21 protein-coding genes are annotated in these 22701 nt (G+C 69.5%); 15 read left to right on the top strand and 6 right to left on the bottom strand.

The features are described from left to right. Positions 1–6 precede the first annotated feature (6 nt). The 5 genes from rsgA to BKA15_RS32910 are packed head-to-tail and all read right to left on the bottom strand — an operon-like array spanning position 7 to position 4470. Positions 7–984 carry a ribosome small subunit-dependent GTPase A gene (gene rsgA / locus BKA15_RS32890; protein ID WP_179757842.1) on the bottom strand — a complete coding sequence of 326 codons (978 nt, stop codon included), beginning with the start codon at positions 982–984 and terminating at the stop codon, positions 7–9. Next, positions 981–2297 carry a 3-phosphoshikimate 1-carboxyvinyltransferase gene (gene aroA, locus BKA15_RS32895; protein WP_179757843.1) on the bottom strand — a complete coding sequence of 439 codons (1317 nt, stop codon included), beginning with the start codon at positions 2295–2297 and terminating at the stop codon, positions 981–983. Before aroA ends, rsgA begins: the two co-directional genes overlap by 4 nt. A 47-nt stretch (positions 2298–2344) precedes the next feature. After that, positions 2345–3229, bottom strand: a complete 885-nt coding sequence (locus tag BKA15_RS32900; protein ID WP_179757844.1) for a DoxX family membrane protein — start codon at positions 3227–3229, stop codon at positions 2345–2347. A 9-nt stretch (positions 3230–3238) separates the two neighbouring features. After that, positions 3239–3868: a GNAT family N-acetyltransferase gene (locus BKA15_RS32905; protein WP_179757845.1), complete on the bottom strand. Its 630-nt coding sequence runs from the start codon at positions 3866–3868 to the stop codon at positions 3239–3241. Further along, a complete protein-coding gene (locus BKA15_RS32910) occupies positions 3865–4470 on the bottom strand; it encodes a TetR/AcrR family transcriptional regulator (protein ID WP_179757846.1) in 606 nt (201 codons plus the stop codon). Before BKA15_RS32910 ends, BKA15_RS32905 begins: the two co-directional genes overlap by 4 nt. Before the next feature lie 178 nt (positions 4471–4648). Here BKA15_RS32910 and BKA15_RS32915 point away from each other — a divergent pair, with 178 nt between their 5' ends. From BKA15_RS32915 to rsrA, 4 genes are all read left to right on the top strand, one after another. Then, positions 4649–5440 (top strand): SOS response-associated peptidase, encoded by a 792-nt coding sequence (locus tag BKA15_RS32915; protein ID WP_179757847.1) that lies wholly within the window; start codon positions 4649–4651, stop codon positions 5438–5440. Positions 5441–5448: 8 nt separating this feature from the next. Next, entirely contained in the window at positions 5449–6105 is a 657-nt protein-coding gene (locus BKA15_RS32920; protein WP_179757848.1) for an alpha/beta hydrolase family protein, read from the top strand. A 104-nt stretch (positions 6106–6209) separates the two neighbouring features. After that, positions 6210–6851, top strand: a complete 642-nt coding sequence (locus tag BKA15_RS32925) for a sigma-70 family RNA polymerase sigma factor (protein WP_246322479.1) — start codon at positions 6210–6212, stop codon at positions 6849–6851. Further along, positions 6848–7108 carry a mycothiol system anti-sigma-R factor gene (rsrA, locus tag BKA15_RS32930; RefSeq protein WP_179757850.1) on the top strand — a complete coding sequence of 87 codons (261 nt, stop codon included), beginning with the start codon at positions 6848–6850 and terminating at the stop codon, positions 7106–7108. The genes BKA15_RS32925 and rsrA overlap by 4 nt, the downstream gene beginning before the upstream one ends. A 76-nt stretch (positions 7109–7184) precedes the next feature. On the opposite strand, the gene BKA15_RS37450 is transcribed toward rsrA, so the two are convergent. After that, on the bottom strand, positions 7185–7259 hold the full coding sequence (locus BKA15_RS37450) for a 50S ribosomal protein bL37 (protein ID WP_369797015.1): 75 nt from the start codon (positions 7257–7259) through the stop codon (positions 7185–7187). A gap of 108 nt (positions 7260–7367) precedes the next feature. Here BKA15_RS37450 and BKA15_RS32935 point away from each other — a divergent pair, with 108 nt between their 5' ends. From BKA15_RS32935 to BKA15_RS32985, 11 genes are all read left to right on the top strand, one after another. Further along, positions 7368–8378 (top strand): LacI family DNA-binding transcriptional regulator, encoded by a 1011-nt coding sequence (locus BKA15_RS32935; RefSeq protein ID WP_312879611.1) that lies wholly within the window; start codon positions 7368–7370, stop codon positions 8376–8378. Positions 8379–8527: 149 nt separating this feature from the next. Then, on the top strand, positions 8528–9973 hold the full coding sequence (locus BKA15_RS32940; protein ID WP_179757852.1) for an ABC transporter substrate-binding protein: 1446 nt from the start codon (positions 8528–8530) through the stop codon (positions 9971–9973). Between the two features lie 2 nt (positions 9974–9975). Next, a complete protein-coding gene (locus tag BKA15_RS32945) occupies positions 9976–11640 on the top strand; it encodes an arylsulfatase (RefSeq protein WP_218871677.1) in 1665 nt (554 codons plus the stop codon). Further along, positions 11637–12605 (top strand): carbohydrate ABC transporter permease, encoded by a 969-nt coding sequence (locus BKA15_RS36110; protein ID WP_218871678.1) that lies wholly within the window; start codon positions 11637–11639, stop codon positions 12603–12605. The genes BKA15_RS32945 and BKA15_RS36110 overlap by 4 nt, the downstream gene beginning before the upstream one ends. Next, positions 12602–13510 carry a carbohydrate ABC transporter permease gene (locus tag BKA15_RS32955; RefSeq protein WP_179757854.1) on the top strand — a complete coding sequence of 303 codons (909 nt, stop codon included), beginning with the start codon at positions 12602–12604 and terminating at the stop codon, positions 13508–13510. The genes BKA15_RS36110 and BKA15_RS32955 overlap by 4 nt, the downstream gene beginning before the upstream one ends. Then, entirely contained in the window at positions 13507–14961 is a 1455-nt protein-coding gene (locus BKA15_RS32960; RefSeq protein ID WP_179757855.1) for a sulfatase-like hydrolase/transferase, read from the top strand. The genes BKA15_RS32955 and BKA15_RS32960 overlap by 4 nt, the downstream gene beginning before the upstream one ends. Before the next feature lie 32 nt (positions 14962–14993). Next, the gene (locus BKA15_RS32965; RefSeq protein WP_179757856.1) at positions 14994–16922 is read left to right on the top strand and encodes a glycoside hydrolase family 2 protein; all 1929 of its coding nucleotides are present in this window, start codon (positions 14994–14996) and stop codon (positions 16920–16922) included. After that, on the top strand, positions 16915–18339 hold the full coding sequence (locus tag BKA15_RS32970) for an ABC transporter substrate-binding protein (protein WP_179757857.1): 1425 nt from the start codon (positions 16915–16917) through the stop codon (positions 18337–18339). The genes BKA15_RS32965 and BKA15_RS32970 overlap by 8 nt, the downstream gene beginning before the upstream one ends. A gap of 28 nt (positions 18340–18367) precedes the next feature. Continuing rightward, positions 18368–19825 (top strand): sulfatase-like hydrolase/transferase, encoded by a 1458-nt coding sequence (locus BKA15_RS32975; RefSeq protein WP_179757858.1) that lies wholly within the window; start codon positions 18368–18370, stop codon positions 19823–19825. Then, positions 19818–21215: a sulfatase-like hydrolase/transferase gene (locus BKA15_RS32980; protein WP_179757859.1), complete on the top strand. Its 1398-nt coding sequence runs from the start codon at positions 19818–19820 to the stop codon at positions 21213–21215. The genes BKA15_RS32975 and BKA15_RS32980 overlap by 8 nt, the downstream gene beginning before the upstream one ends. Before the next feature lie 12 nt (positions 21216–21227). Next, positions 21228–22700, top strand: coding sequence for a sulfatase-like hydrolase/transferase (locus BKA15_RS32985; protein ID WP_179757860.1), 1473 nt, complete (start codon positions 21228–21230; stop codon positions 22698–22700). Position 22701 lies beyond the last annotated feature (1 nt).

A 22701-nucleotide genomic window follows, 5' to 3' on the forward strand; every position in this document is an offset into this window, starting at 1 on the left:
TGATCTCTAGGCCGTCGTGATCATTCGCCGGAACGACTCCACGCGGCCGGAGCCGAGTCGGCCGTCGGCAACCGCGGCGTCGAGCGCGCACTCCGGGTCGGCCGCCGTGTGCCGGCAGCCGCGCGGACAGTCCGCGGCGACCTCGGCCAGGTCGCCGAAGGCGGCGACGATCCGGTCCGGCGTCACATGGCTGAGCCCGAACGAGCGCACGCCGGGCGTGTCGATCACCCAGCCGTCGCCGCCCGGCAACGCGAGCGCGATCGCCGACGTCGACGTGTGCCGGCCCCGCCCGGTGACCTCGTTGACCTCGCCGATCGCCCGGTCGCTGCCCGGGATCAGCCGGTTCACCAGGGTCGACTTGCCCACGCCCGAATGCCCGACCAGCACGCTGACCCGGCCCGCCAGCGCCCGCCGGAGCGGCTCCAGATCGCTGTCCGGCGCCAGCACCACACTGTGCACGCCGAGCGGCTGATAGGCGGCCAGCAACACGTCGGGGGCGGCCAGGTCGGCCTTGGTGAGGCAGAGCAGCGGCTCCAGTCCCGCGTCGTACCCGGCGACCAGGATCCGGTCGATCATCCCGGTCCGCGGCGGCGGGTCGGCCAGCGCGGTGACGATGGCGAGCTGGTCGGCGTTGGCGACCACCGGCCGCTCGTACGGGTCGTCGTCATCGGCCGTCCGGCGCAGCACGGTGGTCCGTTCCTCGACCTCGACGATCCGGGCCAGCGTGCCCTCCTCGCCGGAGGTGTCGCCGACGACGCGTACCCGATCGCCGACGATCACACTCTTGCGGCCCAGCTGGCGGGCCTTGACCGCGGTCAGGTCACGGCCGTCGATCAGGACCCGGTAGCGCCCGCGGTCGATCGTGATGATCATGCCGATCTCGGCGTCGGAGTAGTCCGGCCGGTCCTTGGTCCGGGGCCTGCTGCGCCGACGAGGCCGGTCGAAACCGGTGTGGTCGTCGTCGCGCAGACCCCTGGTGCTCATGCGTCGGTCGACTCCTGGTCGACGACAGAGGAGTTGATCATGGACTGCCACAGCTCGGCGAACTCGGGCATCGTCTTACCGGTGCAGGCGATGTCGTCCAGCTCGATGTCGTTCACCACCAGGCCGAGCAGGGCTCCCGCGTGCGCCATCCGGTGATCGGCGTAGCAGTGCCACAGCCCGCCGCCGAGCAGCCGCGGATGGATCGTCAGCCCGTCGTCGGTCTGTGTGACATGCGCGCCGAGGGCGTCCAGCTCGGCCTCCAGGGCGGCGAGCCGGTCGGTCTCGTGCCCGCGGATGTGTGCCACGTTGCGGATGTGGCTGGTCCCGTCGGCCAGCGCCGCGATGGCCGCGATCACCGGAGTCAGCTCGCTGGCCTCGCGAAGATCAAGATCAACGGCGTGGATCTGGTCGGTCCCGATCACGGTCAGGCCGGAGTCGTTCCGGCCGACCGCGGCGCCGAACCGGGCCAGGATCTCCCGAAGTTGATCACCGGGCTGGTGGGTGTGCTCCGGCCAGTTGGGTACGGTGACCGTACCGCCGGTGATCGCCGCCGCGGCCAGGAACGGCGCCGCGTTGGACAGGTCGGGCTCGATGACGACGTCCACGGCCGCGATCGGGCCGGGGGAGACCACCCAGCGGGCCGGCTCGCTGTCGTCGACCGCGACCCCGCGCTCGCGCAGCATCGCCACCGTCATGTCGATGTGCGGCTGCGACGGCACGTCCTTGCCGTCGTGGCGAAGATCAAGTCCCTGGGCGAACCGGGCGCCCGCCAGCAGCAGCGCGGAGACGAACTGGCTCGAGGTGGACGCGTCGATCGTGATCACACCGCCCGGCAGGTCGGGCCGGCCGGCCAGGCGGAACGGCAGCGTCGAGGCGTCGTCCGGCACCGTCGCGCCGCAGTCCCGCAGCGCGTTCAGCAGGACGTCCATCGGTCGCCGGTAGGCCTGCTCGTCCGCGTCGAAGGCGACCTCGCCGGCTGCCAGCGCCGCCACCGGCGGAACGAACCGCATCACGGTCCCGGCCAGCCCGCAGTCGATGGTGCCGCCGGCCGTGAACGTCTCCGGCGGCTCGATCCGCCATGCGTGCTCGGCCGCGGATTCGGTGATCTTGACCCCGAGGGTGCGCAGCGCCTCCCGCATCAGCCGGGTGTCCCGCGCGTCGAGCCCGTACCTGATCGTGGAGGGTCCGTCGGCCAGCGCAGCCAGGATCAGGGCGCGGTTGGTCTCGGACTTGGACCCGGGCACCGTGACGGTGGCTCGGATCGGGGCCGGGGCCAGCGGAGCGGGCCAGGTTTCGGTCGGGGTCGAGGTCACGCGGCGAGTTTACAAGTTGCCCACCGCGCGAGCCCCAACTGCGATGATCAGTTCTCGCCGAGGTGGATGTTCTCGGTGGCCTTGTTGATCTTCTTCGCAACGTCGCTCTTCTTGACGTCCTTGATCACCTGGCCGGCCTGCTTGGCGACGTCATCCCGGGCCTGCTCGGCGCTCTTGGCGAAGTTGTCCCGGCCCTTCTTGAAATTCTTCCGGGCGTCCTTGGCGGCGCGCTCGGCGTTCTTCTTGAACTCGGCGGCCTGCTTCTCGGCCACCTTGCGGGCCTCGGCGGCCTGTTTCTCGGCGACCTCGCGAGCCTTCTTCAGGTCCTTGGCGGCCTGCTTCCGGGCCCGCCGCGAGCCGGCGACGACGGTGCCGGCGAGCAGGGCGCCGCTGGCCAGCGCCTCCTCGGCGAACTCGCGGCCCTCCTTGACGGCCTTCCGGCCCGACTTCTTGGTGTCCCGGGCGAGCGCCTCGCTGCCCCGGCGGGCCCGCCAGGCCAAGCTCGGCTTGCCCTCGGTGTCACCGGCCGCCAGCAGCACACCGCCGAGCAGGCTGGCGTTCTTGAGGAAGTGGGCCTTGTCGACGGCTTCTTCTTCGGGGTTGTCCCGGGTCCAGAACGGGTGCTTCGCGATCGTGCTCGGCACCAGCGAGGCGGCCAGCAGCAGCGCGCCGAGCCGGCGGCCCTTGCCAGTGGCCAGCGCGAAGCCGCCGGCCAGCTGCAGCGCGCCGTTGATCCTGATCAGGGTCGCCGCGTCCTCCGGGATGTACCTGGCGACGGTGTCCGGCGCGTAGTCCTTGACCAGCGGCACCACCTTGTCGGCGATTGGCTGGGCGGCGGGGACGAGCGAGTCCGGATCCTTGACGGCCTTGACCCCGGAGACGACGAAGTACGAGGCGAGCAGGGTTCGGGCGGCTGCACGAAGCAAAGTCATGAACCATTCCTACCGTGCCACCGGACCGCCGCCAAGTGGGGCCGCTGGTGAGTCCTTGGCGTACCGCAGCGACACGTAGGCGTTGATCCCGGAGAACCGGCCGTGCCGGACCGGCTTGCGGTCGTACGCGACGTAGCCGAGCCGGCGGTAGACGCTGAGCGCACCCGTGTTGGTGTCGGCGACCTCGGCGAGCACGAAGCTGTCGTACTGGGGGAGGGTGTGCAACCAGCGCAGCAGGGCGGACGCGACGCCCCGGCCACGATGCCGAGCCGCCGTCGCGACGAACTCGATCGAGCCCTGACCCGGGCGCGGATCCTTGATCGGCTCGCTGAACTGGCTCGCGAACACCCAGTGCGCGAACATTCCCCGGATCAGGCCGAGATGTTGTCGCATGGTCGCCGCATCGGAGTGGACGCAGCCCTGCACGCCGTCGGTGCAGGCGGCGATCCCGGCCGGCTCACCGTCGAGGGTGGCGACGTAGAAGAGGTCGAGGACGAACGTGTGCGCGAACGCCCCGACCAGCCGGCCCGGGTCCTTCGTGAACGCGGTGAAGTGCTGGCCGAAGCCGTCCACGAAGATCTCGCTGACGATCCGGGCGGCGTCGTCGCCGAGGGAACGGGCGGGCACGATGTCGATCATGAGGGCTCCTTGATCAAGAAGGTGGTGAGCAGTTCCGGGCTCGGGCCGGAGAACCGGTCGCCGCGGATCAGCCGCAGCTGGGCCAGACCGCCGAGCGTGGCGTAGAAGAGGTCGGCCAGGGCAGCGGCGGGCCCGTCCCGGAACGTGCCGTCCCGCTGCCCCCGCTCGATCAGCCGTACGGTCTCGCCGTGCAGCGCCTCGTGCCGGTCGAGCAGAACCGCGATCCGAGGATCGTCCGGACCCTTGAGGACGGCCTGCTGCAGCAGCAGATAGAACTCCAGCGTCGCCCCGCCGGCCGCGAGGTCGTCCAGGAACTCGGTGGCGAACGCCAAGATCAACTCCGCGGCGGGCTGCTCGGTTCGGAACAGCGCCGCGGCCCGCTCCAAACCGGTCGCCGCCTGCTCGACCAGGTCCCCGAAAAGGTCCTCCTTGGTCCGGTAGTGCCGATACATCAGACCGACGCTGACCCCGGCCGCCCCCGCGATGTCGCCGACGCTGGTCGCCGCGAACCCCTTCCGGGTGAACATCGTGATCGCGGCGGCCTGCAGCTTCTCCCGGGTCGCCGCCCGGATCACCTCGTTCTGCGCCTCGCTCCGCGGCACCGTCCCACCCCTAGCTGTTGAGTGAACTTTCATTCATCGTACGGGGGTGGCGGCACTTCACCAAGTTTGTTGTCGCTTTACCCGAGAAACTTCTCTGGTAAAGCGCCGGTTTTTCACGGGACGTGAAAAACCGCACGGCGCTCTCGGGTCGTCGGTGCCCCGGGGTAGCGTCTGTCCCATGTGTGGCAGGTATGCGACCTCGCGCAGTTCCGACGACCTGGCGGCGGAGTTCGAGGTGGACGACATCTTCGACGGGCTGCCCGGGCCGGACTACAACGTGGCGCCGACGGTGGCCGTGCCGGCGGTGTTCGAGCGGACGTCGAAGGACACCGGGGAGACCCGGCGCCGGTTGGCGCCGCTGGTCTGGGGTCTCGTTCCGTCCTGGTCCAAGTCGGCCACCGGCGGGGCGAAGTTGATCAACGCCCGGGTGGAGAGCGTGGCGGAGAAGCCGTCGTTCCGGCGGGCGTTCGCCGCCCGGCGCTGCCTGCTGCCGGCCGACGGCTATTACGAGTGGTATCTGCCGGAGGCGGCACGGGCCGCGTCCGGGCGGCCGCTGCCGGGTCTCGGCAAGACGAAGAAGCAGCCCTTCTTCATCCGGCGCACGGACGGCGGCGTGCTCGCGATGGCCGGGCTGTACGAGATCTGGCGGGACCCGGCCAAGGACCGCGACGACGAGACGGCCTGGCTGCGCACCTGCACGGTGATCACGACCGAGGCCACCGACGCGGTCGGGCACATCCACGACCGGATGCCGATGGTGATCGGCGAGGAGTCCTTCGACGCCTGGCTGGACCCGAAGCAGGACGATCCCGCCGCGGCGCTGGAACTGCTGTCGGTGACCGATCCGGCGCAGCTCGAGGCCTACCCGGTGTCGACGGAGGTCAACCGGGTGCAGAACAATGGTCCGTCGCTGCTGCTGCCGCTCGCCGACGACGAGGATGACGGCGACGACCAGGCCCCACTGATCTGAAGGGCACCATGATCATCGAGATCCCGACCCCCGAGGGCCCGGGCCGGCTGCACGTCGCGCCCGCCGAGACGCCCCGCGCGCTGCTGGTGCTGGGCCACGGCGCCGGCGGCGGCATCGACGCGATGGACCTCAAGCTGCTCGCCGGCTACCTGCCCGGCGAGGGGATCGCGGTGGCCCGGTTCGAGCAGCCGTGGCGGGTCGCGGGCCGCAAGATCGCCGTACCGCCGCCGCGGCTGGACGTCGGCTGGACCGCCGCGCTGAAGGCGTTTCGCACGGTGCCGGAGTTCACCGACCTGCCGCTCTATCTGGGCGGGCGCAGTGCCGGGGCCCGGGTCGCCTGCCGGACCGCGACAGAGCTCGGCGCGCGTGGCGTGGTCTGTCTGGCCTTCCCGCTGCACCTGCCGGGCCGGCCGGAGAAGTCGCGAGCGCCGGAGCTGCTCGCGCCGGACGTGCCGCGGCTGGTGCTGCAGGGGACCAAGGACACGTTCGGCAGTGCGGACGAGGTGCGGGCCGCGGCGGCCGGCGACCCGGGGGTGCGGATTGTGGACCTGCCCGGCGTCGACCACGGCTACCGGGTCGCCAAGGCGGCGGAGTGGACGGCGGCCGATCTGCGGGCCGAGTTGAAGACCCAGGTGCTGGACTTCCTGGCGCAGGGTCGGGAATAACTGCCTTCCGGCGGTGTTCGACAAGAGGTACGTCGATGCCGTCGGAGGAGTGGATGTCAGCCGTGTTGTTGGAACGGGAACGCCCGTCAGTACGCTCGTACCTGATGACCATACCGACCAGTCCCGCGACCGCGGCCGATCAGGCGAGCGAGACCCCGGGCGAAGAGACGCCGGAGCAGCGGAACGCGCGCTTCGAGGCGGACGCGCTCGGCTTCCTCGACCAGTTGTACGCGGCCGCGCTGCGGATGACCCGTAATCCGGCCGATGCCGAGGACGTGGTGCAGGAGACGTACGCGAAGGCCTACGCGTCGTTCAACCAGTTCACGCCGGGCACCAACCTCAAGGCCTGGCTGTACCGGATCCTGACCAATACGTACATCAACAACTACCGCCGGCGGCAACGGCAGCCGCAGATCGCCGGCGGCGAGACGATCGAGGACTGGCAACTGGCCCGCGCCGCGGCGCACACCTCGGACGGATTGAAGTCGGCGGAGATGGTGGCGCTGGAGCACCTGCCTGATTCCGACGTCAAGGAGGCGCTGCAGAAGCTGGCGCCCGACTTCCGGTTGGCCGTGTTCCTGGCCGACGTCGAAGGCTTTTCGTACAAGGAGATCGCCGAGATCATGGAAACGCCGATCGGGACCGTGATGTCGCGGCTGAACCGCGGCCGGACGCAGTTGCGTCGCCACCTCGCCGACTACGCCGTCGAGCGCGGCCTGATCCGGCAGGAGGCGGGCAAGTCATGACGGGAGCGGAAACCCCGGCCGAGCACGACTGCGAGCAGGTGCTGACCCGGGTCTACGAGTTCCTCGACCACGAGTTGGACGAGGCGTCCGGGGACGCGATCCGGAGTCATCTGGCGGCCTGCGAGCCGTGCCTGGACCGGTTCGACGTCGAGCAGGCGGTGAAGGCGCTGGTGTCGCGTTGCTGCGGCAACGACAAGGCGCCGGACCAGCTGCGGTCGAAGGTGTTGCTGCGCATCTCGGAGTTGTCCGAGTCCTAACCCCTGACGTGCCCTGAGCCTGTCGACATGCCGATGATCTCGGCGTCGACAGGCTCAGGCACGTTCTGGGTACGGATCAGGCGTTGGGGCGCTTCCCGTGGTTGGCGCCCTTCTTGCGCCGCGCCCGACGCTTGCGGCCGGTCTTGCCCATCTCTAGCCTCCTTAGCGGTGTTGCCCGCCCGGGCTCCACTTCGTCACCGGGCGCAAGGCGACATATTCTGCCATGACCTGCGTGATGGTCGATTCGAGGAGGTGGGTGGTGAAGGCACGCCAGAGCGATGTGGCCCGCGAGGCCGGCGTCTCGCCGCGCACCGTGTCGAACGTGATCAACGGCTATCCGCACATCAAGCCGGAGACGGTGGCCAGGGTGCAGGCCGCGATCAAGAAGCTCAACTACATCCCGAACCGCTCCGCTCGGACGTTGCGGACCGGCAAGATCGGCATCATCGGGCTCGCCGTCCCGGAGCTGACGCTGCCGTACTTCGCCGACCTGGCGACCAAGATCACCACCGCGGCCGAGGCGCGCGGCTACACGATCCTGATCGACATCACCGAGGGCAAGGCGGACCGGGAGCGGCTGATCGCGGGCGGTCTGCGTCCGCACGCCATCGACGGGCTGATCCTGTCGCCGCTGCGGTTGCGGGCCCGGGAGGTCGATGACGCCTCGGACGGTACGCCGCTGGTGCTGCTCGGTGAGTGGAGCGAACCGAGCAGCAACCATGCCTACGTCGGCGTTGACAACATCGCCGCCGCCGGTGCGGCGACGCAGCACCTGATCGAGCTGGGCCGCCGGCGGATCGCGGCGATCGGCACCGTGCCCGGCCGGGAGGGCGGTACGGCCTCACAGCGGTTCGAGGGCTACCGGCGCGCCGTGACCGCGGCCGGGCTGCCGGTCCGGCAGGAGTCGGTGCTGAAGTTCAACCGGATGCAGGGCGAGGCCGCGATGGAGCGGCTGCTGGACGACGATCTGCGGCCGGACGCCGTCTTCTGCTTCAACGACCTGGTCGCCGTCGGTGCGCTGGCCACGCTGCGGCGACGCGGTCTCTCGGTCCCCGGTGACGTCGCCCTGATCGGCTGGGACGACATCCGCGAGGTCGCGTACAGCTGGCCGCCGATCAGCAGCATCCGCGCCGACTCGGACCAGATCGCCGCGATCGCGGTCGACATGATCATCGACCAACTGGCCGGCGTCCGACCCGCCGAACTGCACCGCACCGTCGGCTACTCCCTGATCGCCCGCGAGAGCACCGTCGGCCCAACCCCCTCCTAAAAGCTCCGCCGACCGGTCACAAAAGCAGCCGTTCTGTCGGCGTGTCGCTGCACAAGTGACGTCTCGGCGTTCGAGGCCTGTGGCCGAACCCCGATCGGGGCCGTTAGACTCCGTTCTTGCCACGTGGCAAATTTCGGAGGGGGAGGGCAATGGTTGGCCTCGATCGCCGGGCATTTCTCGGTCTTGCAGGCGTCGGTGCGGGGGCGTCGCTGATCGCCGGCTGCGCGCCCGGCGCGGCACCGGAGCAGGAGCGCGCCGCCGGCAAGATCGTCTGGTGGGACCAGTTCCTGCCCACCCAGGACGTCGAGAAGGAGCTGTTCGCCGAGTTCGCCGCGAGCGAGGGCGGGCTGCCGGTCGACTATGCGGTCTACGACCCGGCCAAGATGGGCCAGGCGCTGCAGCTGGCCAAGCAGAGCAACCAGCTGCCGGACGTGTTCACGTTGGCCGGCGTCGGCGCCCCGAGCTCCGCGCTGATAGAGCAGGGCTGGTTCCAACCGGTCACGCTCGACGACAAGGTCAAGTCGGGGCTGCCGGCCGGGACGCTGCTCGAGGGCGTGAACGTCTTCGACGGCCAGGTGTACGGGCTGCCGCTGTTCGGCTGGCGGATGCACGACTGCCAGAACTGGTTCAACACCGAGCTGTTCAGCAAGGCCGGCCTCGATCCGGCCAAGCCGCCGGTCGGCTACGACGAGGTACGGGCAGCGGCCCGCGCGATCAAGCAGGCCGGGGCCGCGGGCTGGATCGCACCACTGCAGTTCACCGACCGGATCGCCGCCCAGATCCACCAGCTCGCCGAGGCGGGCGGCTCGCCGTCGGTCGGCGGGATCGACATCCTGACCGGCGAGTACACGGCCGGCAATGATCATTACCTGGCCGCGATCGACTGGTGGCTGGCGCTGCAGGCCGACGGGGTGCTGTTCGAGGGATCGGCGTCACTGAACGCGCGGACGGCCCGGGCCCGCTGGGCGGCGGGATCGGCTGGGATGTTCTTCGACGGGCCGTACTGCATCGGGGTCGTGGCGCAGGACTTCGGCGAGTTCGCGTCGAAGGTGGGCGTCGCCCCGATCCCGGTGCCGGACGCGTCGACCCAGCCCGTGATCAACCACGTGCCGCGCGGCAGCACGCTCTGGGTGTCGAAGACGTCGAAGGTCGCTGAGCAGGCCTCGAAGCTGTTGTCGATCATGGTCGGCAAGGAGGCCCAGATCCGGATGTTGTCCGGGATGAATGCGCCGGCGATCTACTCGGGCACGGTGGCCGAGGCGGAGGTACACCCGACCTTCAAGCAGTCGGTCGAACTGTGCGAGAAGATCGACTTCCTGGCGCCCGACCCGGTGGTCCGCAACCCGGCCGTCGCGAAGGTGACCGGCGCGATGAAGGCGATCAAGCCCGGCCTCGGCGAGATCGTCGCCGGCGTGATGACCGGAGACGTCCCGGACGCGCGCGCCGCCTTGATCAAGTACCGGGACGCCCAGACGGCCGAGCGGGAGCGCGCGATCAAGCAGCTCGCCGGCAAGGGTGTGACCGCGAGTCCGGACGACTGGAAGTTCCCCGACTGGCAGCGCGGCCAGGACTACACCACCGAACCCGGGAAATGATCATGAACCAGACCCAGCCCCGCCGGCCGAACGTGGTGATCATCCTCACCGACGACCTCGGCTACTCCGACATCGGCTGCTACGGCTCCGAGATCGAAACCCCGCACCTGGACGCGCTCGCCGCCGCCGGGGTACGGATGTCGCAGTTCTACAACACCGCGCGCTGCTCGCCGTCCCGGGCCTCGCTGCTGACCGGGCTGCATCCGCACCAGACCGGCATCGGCGTGCTGACCCGCAACGACGGTCCGGGCGGCTATCCCGGCACCCTGTCCCAGGAGTGCGCGACCCTGGCCGAGATCCTCGGCAGCCAGGGCTACGCGACCGCGATGGCGGGCAAGTGGCACCTGACCGGCCAGATCCGGGAACCGGACGAGACGTGGCCGACCCGGCGCGGGTTCGATCACCACTACGGCATCGTCGCCGGCGCGGCCAGCTACTACGACCCGGCGACCCTGACCGAGGACGAGCAGCCGGCCGAGGCGGGCGACGGCTTCTACCTGACCACCGAGCTCGGCGAGCGGGCGGCCGGCTACGTCCATGATCATCACACCGCGGCGCCGGAGCAGCCGCTGTTCCTCTATCTGGCCTTGACCGCGCCGCACTGGCCGTTGCACGCGCCGGAGGACGTGGTCGAGCGCTACCAGGAGCGCTATCGGGCCGGCTGGGACCGGCTCCGGGAGGAACGCCACGCCCGGCAGCGCGAGTCGGGCTTGATCAGCGCGGCCTGGCCGCTGTCCGAGCGCGACGAGGAGGTGCCCGCCTGGGCGGACACCGCCGACCGGGACTGGCAGGCCCGCCGGATGGCCGTCTACGCCGCCCAGGTCGAGCTGGCCGACGCCGCGATCGGCCGGGTCGTGGCCGCACTCCGAGACACCGGCCGGCTCGACGACACCATGATCATCTTCCTGTCCGACAACGGCGGCTGCGCGGAGGAGATGCCGCCCGGGTACGCCGACGAGCTGCCCGCGCGGCCGATCCACACGCCGTTGACCTCCCCGTCCGGCGAACGGGTCCGGACCGGCAACGCGCCGGAGATCGTCCCGGGCGGCGCGGACACGTACACCTCCTACGGCAAGCCCTGGGCCAACCTGTCCAACACGCCGTTCCGCGAGTACAAGCACTGGGTGCACGAGGGCGGCATCGCGACGCCGCTGATCGCGCACTGGCCGGCCGGGCTGTCCGGCGGGGTCACCGTGCACGATCCGTACCAGCTGCCCGACGTCCTGGCCACCGTGCTGGAGGCGACCGGCGCCGAGTACCCGGAACGGCGTGATGATCATCCGGTACCGCCGGCCGAGGGCACGTCGATGCTGCCGTCCTGGCGCGGCGGGACCGTCGATGATCATGAACTGTTCTGGGAGCACGAGGGCAACAGCGCGGTCCGGCGCGGTCGGTGGAAGCTGGTCCGCAAGCACGCCCGGCCCTGGGAGTTGTACGACCTCGACGCCGACCGGACCGAACTGAACGATGTCGCCGCCGATCATCCGGACCTGGTCCAGGAATTGATCACCGCCTATCAGGCGTGGGCCGACCGGTGCGGCGTGCTGCCCCGGGAGCAGGTGCTGGCCACCCACGACGATCCGGGTCCGACCGGCCGGACGCACCTGGTCGTCAACAGCTACCGCTCGGCGCGGGTCGCAGCCTCGGTCGACGGGGGCACCCGGTGACCGGGATCCCGAGCAACGCGATCGGCGGGGCCGCACCGCGGCGTGCGGCGGTGGGCGGCCGGCGCCGCCGGGTTCGGCGCACCGAGCTGATGGTCTACCTGTTCCTGCTGCCGACGATCGTCCTGTACGGGCTGTTCACCGTCTACCCGATCATCGGCAGCTACTGGTACTCCTTCCTGGACTGGAACGGTTTCGAGGCGGTCAAGACCTGGGTCGGCCTGGCCAACTACACCGAGGTGCTGGCCGATCCGATGTTCTGGAACTCGTTCCGGGTCACCGTGACGTTCACCCTGCTCGCGGTGCCGATCAAGGTCTTCCTGGCGCTGCTGCTGGCGATCTTGCTCAACTCGCCGCGGATGCCGTGGTCCGGCTTCTTCCGGACCGCGTTCTTCCTGCCGGTGGTGACGACGACGGCGATCGTCGGCGTGGTGATGCAGTTCGTCTTCGACCCGGCCTCCGGGCCGGTCAACCTCGGCCTGCTGGAGCTGGGCTTCCTGGACCAGGGGATCAACTTCCTGGGCGACTCCAAGACCGCGCTGCCGACCGTGGTCGGCGTGTTCGTCTGGAAGTGGTTCGGCACCACGTTGATCTACTGGCTGGCGGCGCTGCAGACGATCCCGCGCGATCTCTACGAGGCGGCGTCGATCGACAAGGCCGGCCCGCTGCGGATGTTCACCTCGATCACGCTGCCGCTGCTGAAGCCGTTCTTGATCATCATCACGCTGCTCACGCTGGAGTCGACGCTGCAGGTGTTCGACCTGATGCTGACGATGACCGGCGGCGGGCCGTTCTACGCGACGCAGGTGATGGAGATCTACATCTACGAGGCAGCGTTCGCGTCGACCACCCCGCGGCTTGGGTTCGCCTCCGCGGCGGCGGTGCTGTTCGGCCTGTTCATCTGCGCCGTCGGCCTGTTCCAGCTGGTCGGCATCCGCGCCGCACAGAAGATGAGGACCACGAAATGAGCGCGCCCACGCAAGCCCCGGCCCGCGCGGCCACCGCTCCGCCGGCCGCGCCGGCGCGCCGGCCCCGGTCCGGCCGGGTGCTGCGCCGGCTGCCGTACTGGTTCGCCGCGGTGATCTTGATCTGGCTGGTCGCGGTGTGGATCTATCCGTTCCTGTGGATGGTGTCGGCGGCGCTGAAGTCGCCGCTGGAGGTGTTCAGCTCCGGACTGAACCTGATTCCGGAGTCGCCGGTCTGGGACAACTTCCGGCGCGCCTGGGTCGACGCCGACTTCTCCCAGTATCTGCTGAACACGGTGATCGTCACGTTCGCGACGGTGCTGCTGGTGTTGATCAGGTGCTCGATGACGGGGTACGTGCTCGCCCGCTACTCCTTCTTCGGCCGCAAGATCATTCTCGGCATCCTGGTGGCGACCCTGTTCGTGCCGGCCGGCTACACGATCATCCCGGTGGTCGACCTGGCCACCCGGCTGGGCATGCTGAACTCGCTCTGGGGGATGATCGTCGCGCTGTCCGGCGGCGCCCATGTCGCGTCGATCCTGCTCTACCTCGGCTACTTCCGGCAGTTGCCGAAGGAGCTGGAGGAGGCGGCGATCATGGACGGCGCCGGCTTCTTCCGAACCTTCTTCCAGGTGATGCTGCCGCTCGCCATGCCGGTCACCGCGACCGTCACGCTGATGACGTTCCTGTCCACCTGGAACGCGTTCTTCCTGCCGCTGGTGTTCACCTTCTCCCGGCCGGACCTGCGGACCCTGAGCGTCGGCATGCTCGCGTTCATCGGTGAGAACTCCACCGACTGGTCCGGCATGGCCGCCGCGGCGACGATCTCGCTGCTACCGGTCGTGCTGTTGTTCATCCTGTTGCAGCGCTACTTCGTCGAGGGAATCGCAGGAGCCGTCAAGTCGTGACCACCACCCAAGATCAACATCGTCCGAACATCCTGTTGCTGTGCACCGATCAACAGCGCTTCGACGCCCTCGGCGCCGCCGGCAACCCGGAGATCCGCACACCGAACCTTGATCGGCTCGCCGGCCAAGGGGCGCGGTTCACCCAGTGCTACGTGCAGAACCCGGTCTGCGGGCCGTCCCGGGCGTCGCTGATGACCGGGCAGTACGTGCACCGGCACGGGCTCTGGGCCAACGGCGTCTCGCTGCCCGAGGACGCGACGGTGATCACCGAACCGCTCGCCGCGGCCGGGTACGACTGCGGCCTGGTCGGCAAGTACCACCTGACCGCCTGCATGAAGGGCCGCACCGAGTACGCGCCGCCGGGGATGCGGGTGTTCCGCTGGGCCCACGACCCGTACCGCGGGTCGTCCGAGAACGCGTACCACCGTTATCTGAAGGCCGTGCATCCGGAGCTGTACCGCCGGGCCGTCGACCGGGACGACCCGCTGGGCTTCGACTCGATGCCGGCCGAGGCGCACTACAGCCATTGGATCGGTGAGGAGACGATCGACTTCCTCACCGAGAGCCGCCGGCCGGACCAGCCGTTCTTCTTCATCGCCAACTTCTTCGACCCGCACCACGGGTTCGGTGCGCCGCCGGAGTATCTGGACCGCTACGACCCGGAGCAGTTGAGCCGCCCGGTCGGCAGCCCGGAGGAACTGGCGAGCAAGCCGGACATCTACACCGACGCGTCGAAGGAGTCCTACGGCGGGCACGCCCGCGGCTTCGCCGACTACAGCGCCGAGGAACTGCAGCAGGTCAAGGCCGCCTACTACGCGATGGTGACCCTGATCGACGACGAGGTCGGCCGGATCCTGGACACGCTGGAGGCCGAGGGCCTGGCCGACGACACGATCGTGATCTTCACCTCCGATCACGGCGAGCTGCTCGGTGATCATCAGCTGATGCTCAAGGGCCCGATGATGTACGACTGCTCGGTCCGGGTCCCGCTGCTGATCCGCTATCCCGGAGGGATCGCGGAGGGCACCGTGATCGACGACCTGGTGCAGTGGATCGACCTGTCCGCGACGATCGTCGACGCGGCCGGCGCGCCGGCGCTGCCCGGGGCGCAGGGGAGCAGCCTGCTGCCGCGGGCGACCGGGCAGACCGAGACCCCGATCCGGGACTGGGCCATCAGCGAGTACCGGAACTCCGGGCACCCGTACGATCCGCCGGTGCACACCACGATGCTGCGGCACGGGCGGCACAAGCTGGTGGTCCATCACGGCGGACCGGCCACGAACCGGCGCCGGCAGGGCGAGTTGTACGACCTCGCCGGCGATCCCGACGAACTGAAGAACCTCTACGACGACCCGGCCCACGCCGCGACCCGGCTGGACCTGGTCGAACTCCTCCTCGACATCGGTGTCGCGACCGAGGACCGAAGCCAGCCGCGGGCCGACTTCTGGTGACCACCGAAACCAACTCAGGAGCACATCACACCATGATCGACAACCAGGACCACCGCGCCGAGGCCGCCTACCCGCGGCCGCAGTTGCGCCGGGACGACTGGACCGACCTGAACGGCGTCTGGGACTTCGACGTCGACGACGCCGACCGCGGCCTGGCCGACGGTTGGCTCGCCGATGATCACGAGTTCGGCCGCCGGATCACGGTGCCGTTCCCGCCGGAGTCGTCGGCGTCCGGCATCAGCGACCCCGGCTACCATCCGGTGGTCTGGTACCGCCGGACGCTGGACCTCGAGCCGCCGGGCGAGGGCGAGTTGATCAAGCTCCACTTCGGTGCCGTCGACTACGCGGCGGCGGTCTACCTGGACGGCGAGCTGGTCGGTGATCATGTCGGCGGCATGACGCCGTTCTCGGTCGACGTGACCCGGCAGTTGCGCCGGCCCGGCCCGCACCGGCTCACCCTGCGGGTGCACGACGACCCGCTGGATGTCGCCCAGCCGCGGGGCAAGCAGGACTGGCGGACCGAGACGCACGGGATCTTCTACCACCGCACCACTGGCATCTGGCAGCAGGTCTGGGCCGAGCGGGTCGCTGTCGATCATGTGGCCGACGTCGCCTGGACCGCCGACCTGGACGCCGAGTCGGTCACCGCCGAGCTCGACCTGGCCAGCAGCGATGATCAGCGAGACGCTGCGGTGACGGTGCGGGTCCGGCTGTCGTACGACGGTGAACTGCTGGCCGACCAGACCGCGACCGCGGCCCGGGGCGAGCGGTCGCTGGTGCGGCTGCACCTGCCCCGGCTGGGGATGCCGATGGAGCGCGAGCGGCTGCTCTGGTCGCCGGAACGGCCGCGGCTGATCGACGCCGAGATCACGCTCATCGTCGACGGCGTCGAGACCGATCGACTGAGCAGCTATCTCGGCCTCCGCGAGGTCGCGGTCCGAGACGGCCAGTTCCTGCTCAACGGCAAGCCGTACTACTCCCGCCTGGTGCTGGAACAGGGCTACTGGCCGGAGTCGCACCTGACCGCACCGAACCCCGAGGAACTCGCCGAGGAGGTGCGGTTGATCAAGGAACTCGGCTTCAACGGCGCCCGGATCCACCAGAAGGTGGAGGATCCCCGGTTCCTCTACTGGTGCGACCGGCTCGGCCTGCTGGTCTGGGGCGAGATGGCAAACGCCTTCGTCTACAACGAGAAGGCGGCGACCCGGCTGACCCGGGAGTGGCTCGACGTGGTGCGCCGCGACCGTTCCCACCCCAGCATCGTCTGCTGGGTGCCGCTGAACGAGAGTTGGGGCGTGCCCGGCATCTCCGACCGGGCCGATCAGCAGCACTTCGCGACCGCGCTCTACCACCTGACGAAGGCGCTCGACCCGACCCGGCCGGTGATCTCCAACGACGGCTGGGAACACACCGAGTCCGACATCTGGTCGATCCACGACTACTCGCCGGTGCCGGAGGACCTGACCGCGAAGTACGGCAGCCCGGAGGCCCTGCAGGCCAGCCTGACCGAGAAGGCGCCGAACCGGCGCCGGGTGCTGCTCGGCGAGCGGGAGTACCGCGGCCAGCCGATCATGATCACCGAGTTCGGCGGCCTGTCCTACGCGCCATCGCAGGGGGAACGCTGGTTCGGCTACGCCACTGTGACCTCGGCCGACGAGTTCCTGAACCACTTCGCCAGCCTGGTCACAGCGATCACGGACCTGCCCGATGTGGCCGGCTTCTGCTACACCCAGCTCACCGACACCGTGCAGGAGACCAACGGCCTGCTGGCCGAGGACCGCTCGGCCAAGCTCCCGATCGAGGAGTTGCGCAAGATCATCACCCGTCCGGCCCGTTCGATCCCGGCGGAGGTCGTCGACGGCTTCCGCCGCCGGGCCGCCGCCGCGTCAGCCGGCGGGACCAACGGAAAGGCCCCAGTACAAGAGAAAGGCACGGGGAAGAGCCATGTCGCTCATGAATAGAAGGACCCTGCTCGGGCTGTCCGCGGCCGGTGCCGCCGGCGTCGTGGCCGGCTGCAGCACACCGCAGGCCGAGACGCCGGGACAGCGCACGATCACCTGGTGGGACCACAACGTCAACCTGCAGAAGGCGAACGGTGCCGCGTACGAGGCGTTCACCGCCAAGTCCGGGATCGCGGTCAAGTACACGTACCACCAGACCGCCAAGATCGGCCAGGCCCTGCAGCTGGCCAAGCAGAGCAACCAGCAGCCGGACGTGCACAGCACCGCCGGGCTGGAGGCGTCGATCCCGTCCTTGATCGCGGACGGCTGGTTCGCTCCGATCGACTGGCCGGACGACGTGAAGAAGGCGTTCGCCTCGCTCGGCGGGCTGGTCGAGGGGCTGCACTCGTTCGACGGGAAGCTCTACACGTTCCCGATCTTCGCCGACCGGCAGTACGTCGCCGCGACCTGGTTCAACCGGGACATGATCGGCAAGGCCGGACTGGACCCGGCGAACCCGCCGAAGACGTTCGACGAGTTCCGCACCGCCTGCCGCACCGTGCAGGACACCCAGAAGGGTGCCAGCGGCATGATCTTGAGCCTGGCCCACACGGGCCGGATGAACGAGCACCTCAACTCGCTCGCGCAGGGCGCCGGGTTCGAGGGCATCAACGGGGTGAAGTTCGCCACCGGTGAGTTCGCCTTCGACGACGATGCGTACGTGGCGGTGTTCGAGTTCCTGGCCTCGCTGCAGGCCGACAAGTTGATCTTCCCCGGATCGTCCAGCCTGGACGACCAGACCGCGCGGGTCCGCTGGGCCGCCGGCGCGGCCGGCTTCTACCTGGACGGGCCGTGGTGCTCGGGCACCGTCCAGACCGAGGCGAAGCAGTTCCTGCCGTCGGTCGACGTCGGCCCGATGCTGCAGCCGGAGGCCGGCCGTCCGGTCGTCGCCTACCGCGGCCAGGCCGGCGGCAACTACTTCATCTCCGGCTCGTCCAAGCTGCCCGCCGAGGCGTCGGAACTGCTCACCGGGCTGGCCACCAAGGACTACTGGACCGCGATCGCCAACGCGATGGCCCAGCCGCCGTACGACCTGTCCGTGGTCGAAGGATCGACCGCGATCGAGCCGTGGAAACGGCTGATCGGCTGGTACGCCGACTCGGTGTTCATCGCGCCGCAGGCCGTGCTGCGCAACCCCGACGTGCAGCGGGTCAACCGGCACAGTAAGGCGGTCAAGCCGGGCCTCGGCGAGTTGCTGCAAGGCGTCTTCTCCGGCCAGGTCACCGACATCCGGGGCGCGCTGAAGAAGCTCACCGACGACTCGGCCGCGGATCGGGAGCAGGCGATCAAGAAGGCGGTCGCCGACGGCGCGAAGGTGTCCGCCGACGACTGGGCGTTCTCGGACTGGAAGCCTGCGACCGACTACAAGAACGGCTGATCGCGTGGCCCCCGATCGGCCCAATGTCATGATCATCATGACCGACCAGCAGCGGGCCGGGTTCACGGCTGGGACAGGGTTCGGGTTGGACACGATGCCGTTCTGTGACGGGTTGGCGGCGTCCGGGACGACGTTCACCGGGGCGTATACGCCGATGCCGGCGTGTGTCCCGGCCCGGACCAGTCTGTTGTCGGGGCGGTTTCCGTCGGCGCACCGGATCCGGCAGAACTCCAACAACCGCAAGGAGTTTCGGGGCGAGGATCTGCTCGACGTGTTCCGGGCGGCCGGTTATCGGACGGCGTTCGCCGGGAAGCCGCACGTGTATCGGGGGCCGGAGGACTACGACCACTGGGCCGGGCCGTACATGCACACCGGGGCGCCGGACGAGACCGACGAGCAACGGGCGTTCACCGAGTGGCTGGTGTCGATCGATCATGGTCCGGCGTTGGAGCCGACGCCGTTCCCGGTGGCGGTGCAGTATCCGGTTCGGATCGTCGACGACGCGCTGGCCCAGCTGGCCGACGACGGCGGTGATCATGATCGGCCCTGGCTGAGCTGGGTGTCGTTCCCGGAGCCGCACAATCCGTATCAGGTGCCGGAGCCGTACTTCTCGCTGTTCGCTCCGGAGCAGGTGCCGGACCGGGCGGCGGGGCCGGAGGCGGCGCTGGCGAAGGGCGGGCCGTACCGCTGGCTGCGCGAGCTGGTGGAGGAGAAGCGGCCCGGTTATGACGACCTGTGGCGGCGGTATCGGGCGTCCTATTGCGGGATGTTGCGGTTGATCGATGATCAGGTGCGGCGGCTGGTGACGTCGGTGGAGGAGCGCGCTCCGGGGCGGACGCTCTATCTGTTCCTGGCCGATCATGGTGATTTCGTGGGGGAGTACGGGTTGCAGCGCAAGGGTGCCGGGATGCCGGAGGCCCTGATGCGGATTCCGTTCTTCGTGGCGGGTCCGGGCGTTCGGTCCGGCGTGGACGGTGATCATCTGGTGAGTCTGGTGGATGTGTTGCCGACGCTGGCGGAGGCGATCGGGGCGGAGATCCCGGCCGGCGTGCAGGGGCGGAGTTTCTGGCCGCTGTTGACCGGTGGTGACGATCCGGGCGAGGTGTTCGCCAGTATCTACGCCGAGGGCGGCTACGGCGGCCTGTTCTACCCAGCGGACGCCCGGCCCGAGTTGCACTATCCGTACCAGGGAACGATCTACGACGAGCTGAACACCGTTACCCAGAGCGGCACCTCGGCGATGCTCCGGCGCGGGGACTGGAAGGTGATCTTCCACTCCGACGGGCGTGGCGAGCTGTACCGGCTGGACATCGACCCGGCCGAGTTGAACGATCTCTGGGACGACCCGGACTGTGCGGCGCGGCGGGCGGAGTTGATCACCGAGCTGCTCCGCTGGCGGCTCGAGGTCGCCGACGACCTGCCCACCGGCGCCTACCGCCCGCTCCGCGCCGATCACAACTGGTATCGCCGAGGAAGAGATGAGTGAACGACCCCACCTGTTGTTGATCACCACCGACCAGCTGCGCCGGGACTCCCTCGGCTGCTACGGCGGGAGCGTGATCGAGACGCCGAACCTCGACCGGCTGGCGGCGACGTCGACGGTCTACGACAACGCCTGGACCGCCAGCCCGTGGTGCCTGCCCAGCCGGAGCTCGATCATGACCGGCTGCTACCCGCACACCCACCGGGCGTACAGCAACTTCCGGGACTGCCGGCTGACCCCGGACCGGCCGAACCTCTACAACACCTTGGGCGGGTTGGGTTACCACGTCACCCATGTCGGCAAGTGCCACTACGCGCCGGTGCCGTACGGCGAGACGAAGCCGGACCGGACGCTGCCGTACTCGGAGTTCCGGGACTACTACCTGAGTCTCGGTATCGACGATCTCGAACTTCAGGACGACAAGCAGGTGTCGGTCTGGTTCCGCGACGACTACGCCGAGGAACTCGACCAGGCCGGTCACCTGGAGGCGTACCGGGCCAAGGTCTGGGACAAGGACGCGGCGAAGGTGTTCACCTTCCCGGCGCCGACCGAGTGGCACCCGGACGCCTGGGTCGGCCGGAAGGCGGTCGAACGGCTGTCCCGTGCCGACCAAGATCAACCCCAGTTCACCTGGGTCTCGATCTCCGGCCCGCACTTCCCGTTCGACCCGCCGGCGGAATACCTGGACCGGGTCGATCCGAACAAGATCGAGGAGCCGGTGATCACCGGCGACCTGGACGACCCGGCCCGGATGCACTACTGGAGTCGGCACGGCGCGCCCGGACGATGGATCGAGAGCGGCCGCAACGACCGCTACGACGCCGACTACTGGCGCCGGCTGCGGACCAACTACTACGCCAACGTCGCCCTGATCGACGACGTGATCGGGGATCTGATCACCGCCGCCGAGCAGCGGTTCGGCGACGACCTGGTGGTGATCTTCACGCCCGATCATGGCGAGATGCTCGGCAATCATGGCATCTGGGGCAAGGGCCACTGCTTCTACAACGACGTGCTCAACGTCCCGTTCCTGGTCCGCCGCCCGGGTGTGGCACCCGGCCGCAGCGACGACCTGGTGTCCTTGATCGACATCTTCCCGACCCTGGTCGGGCTGGCCGGCGGGGATCCTGGCGCCGTGGACGGCCTGAGCCTGGCCGGCGAGCAGCGGCACCAGATCCTGCTGTCCGAGGGCGAGGGCTTCGTGACGGCGACCGACGGTCGGCGCAAGCTGGCCCGGGCCGAGGCCCACGGCCGTAGGTTCGCCGAGTTCTTCGACCTTGCCGAGGACCCGGGCGAGTTGATCAACCGGTCCGGCGATCCGAAGCACGCGGCGGCGGAGCGTGACCTCGGCGCAGCGATCGGCGCCGCCCTGCTTTCCGCCGCACTTCCCTGAGGAGACCTGATCGTGACTGATCGACTCAACGTGCTGGTCGTGATGAGCGACGAGCAGAGCTGGGACACCCTTGGCTGCAACGGAAACCCGGCCGCCCGGACCCCGCACACCGACGGGCTCGCCGAGAACGGGACGTCGTTCGACGCGTTGTTCACACCGTTCCCGCTCTGCTGCCCGTCGCGGACCAGCCTGATCACCTCGCAGCAGCCGCGGCACCACCACGTGCTCGGCAACTGGCGCGGCATCCGGCCGGATCTGGCGGAGCAGGGGATCGGCGCCGACTTCGCCGCCGCCGGCTACCACACGCTCTACTGCGGCAAGTGGCACGTGCCCGGCACGACGCCAAAGAGGATGGGCTTCGCCGAGTCGGTCGCGATCCCGGCGGTGATCGACGGCAAGGACCGCGGCCGCTACATCGAGCCGTATCGTGATCATGCCGCCGCGGCCGGCTACGAACTGGTGCCGGGCAACATCGAGAACCTGACCGAGGCCGACCGGGCCGGCCTGGCGGATCCGTCGTCGCCGCACCGCACGACGGCCGCGATCGAGCTTGAGCATTTCCTGGAGCCCTGGCAGACCGGGCAGTTCCTGGCCGCGCTGGACCGGGCGCCGGACGACCGGCCCTGGTTCGCGGTCTGCTCGTTCAACGCGCCGCACTTCCCGTTCGCGGTGCCGCGCCCGTACGACAGCCTGATCGACCGGACCAAGATCACGTTGCCGCCGACCTGGGCGCTCGGCCCGGAGGCCTTGCCGGACGAGGTTGCGAAGTCCCACTTCGCGAGCAAGTTCGCCGACCTCGACGAGGCCGGCTGGATCGACGTGATCGGCCACTACCATGGCCTGTGCAGCCTGGTCGATGATCAACTCGGCCGGATCCTGGCCGGCCTGGCCGCCCGCGGGGAGCTGGACCGGACGATCATCTGCTACACCTCCGATCACGGCGACATGATGGGCGCGTACCGGATGGTGGAGAAGGGTCACCTGCTGCACTACGACGAGACCATGCGGGTGCCGTTGTTGATCAAGCACCCGGACGGCGGCGCGGCCCGGACCGACGCCCCGATGAGCATGACCGACCTGGCCCCGACGCTCGCCGAACTGGCCGGCGTGCCGTTCGAGCGGGCCACCGACGGGCTCTCGTACGCGAACCTGGTCGGCAACGCCGGCGCCGCGGACGTCCGTGATCACGTCGTCGGCGAGTCGGTCCTGTGGAACCTCGACTCGGAGAACGCGGCCGGGGAGCACCGGGACCCGGCCGGCTTCGACCCGGCAACCGACGCGATCAACCTCTCCCTGCGGACCCGGACCCACCGCTACAACTGGCGCTCCCGCGACCGCGACGAGCTGGCCGACCTGACCGCCGCGGACCCGAACCCCAAGGCGCCGGACCCCGGCCAGGCCGACCTGGTCGCCGGCTTCCGGCACACCCTCGCCGACGAGGTCGGCGACGTCTTCGGGTGGGCCGCGGAGCAGTTGCGTCGCTGAT

Origin of the sequence: Microlunatus parietis (assembly GCF_013407955.1) — a bacterium.
Classification (GTDB): domain Bacteria; phylum Actinomycetota; class Actinomycetes; order Propionibacteriales; family Propionibacteriaceae; genus Microlunatus; species Microlunatus parietis.

Coding starts and splice junctions, on each gene's coding strand:
- BKA15_RS32980 (WP_179757859.1), top strand. CDS start 19,818: ATGAGTGAACGACCCCACCTGTTGTTGATCACCACCGACCAGCTGCGC.
- rsrA (WP_179757850.1), top strand. CDS start 6,848: ATGACGGGAGCGGAAACCCCGGCCGAGCACGACTGCGAGCAGGTGCTG.
- BKA15_RS32915 (WP_179757847.1), top strand. CDS start 4,649: ATGTGTGGCAGGTATGCGACCTCGCGCAGTTCCGACGACCTGGCGGCG.
- BKA15_RS32970 (WP_179757857.1), top strand. CDS start 16,915: ATGAATAGAAGGACCCTGCTCGGGCTGTCCGCGGCCGGTGCCGCCGGC.
- BKA15_RS32925 (WP_246322479.1), top strand. CDS start 6,210: ATGACCATACCGACCAGTCCCGCGACCGCGGCCGATCAGGCGAGCGAG.
- BKA15_RS32940 (WP_179757852.1), top strand. CDS start 8,528: ATGGTTGGCCTCGATCGCCGGGCATTTCTCGGTCTTGCAGGCGTCGGT.
- BKA15_RS32955 (WP_179757854.1), top strand. CDS start 12,602: ATGAGCGCGCCCACGCAAGCCCCGGCCCGCGCGGCCACCGCTCCGCCG.
- BKA15_RS32965 (WP_179757856.1), top strand. CDS start 14,994: ATGATCGACAACCAGGACCACCGCGCCGAGGCCGCCTACCCGCGGCCG.
- BKA15_RS32945 (WP_218871677.1), top strand. CDS start 9,976: ATGAACCAGACCCAGCCCCGCCGGCCGAACGTGGTGATCATCCTCACC.
- BKA15_RS32905 (WP_179757845.1), bottom strand. CDS start 3,868: ATGATCGACATCGTGCCCGCCCGTTCCCTCGGCGACGACGCCGCCCGG.
- rsgA (WP_179757842.1), bottom strand. CDS start 984: ATGAGCACCAGGGGTCTGCGCGACGACGACCACACCGGTTTCGACCGG.
- BKA15_RS32920 (WP_179757848.1), top strand. CDS start 5,449: ATGATCATCGAGATCCCGACCCCCGAGGGCCCGGGCCGGCTGCACGTC.
- BKA15_RS32975 (WP_179757858.1), top strand. CDS start 18,368: ATGATCATCATGACCGACCAGCAGCGGGCCGGGTTCACGGCTGGGACA.
- BKA15_RS32900 (WP_179757844.1), bottom strand. CDS start 3,229: ATGACTTTGCTTCGTGCAGCCGCCCGAACCCTGCTCGCCTCGTACTTC.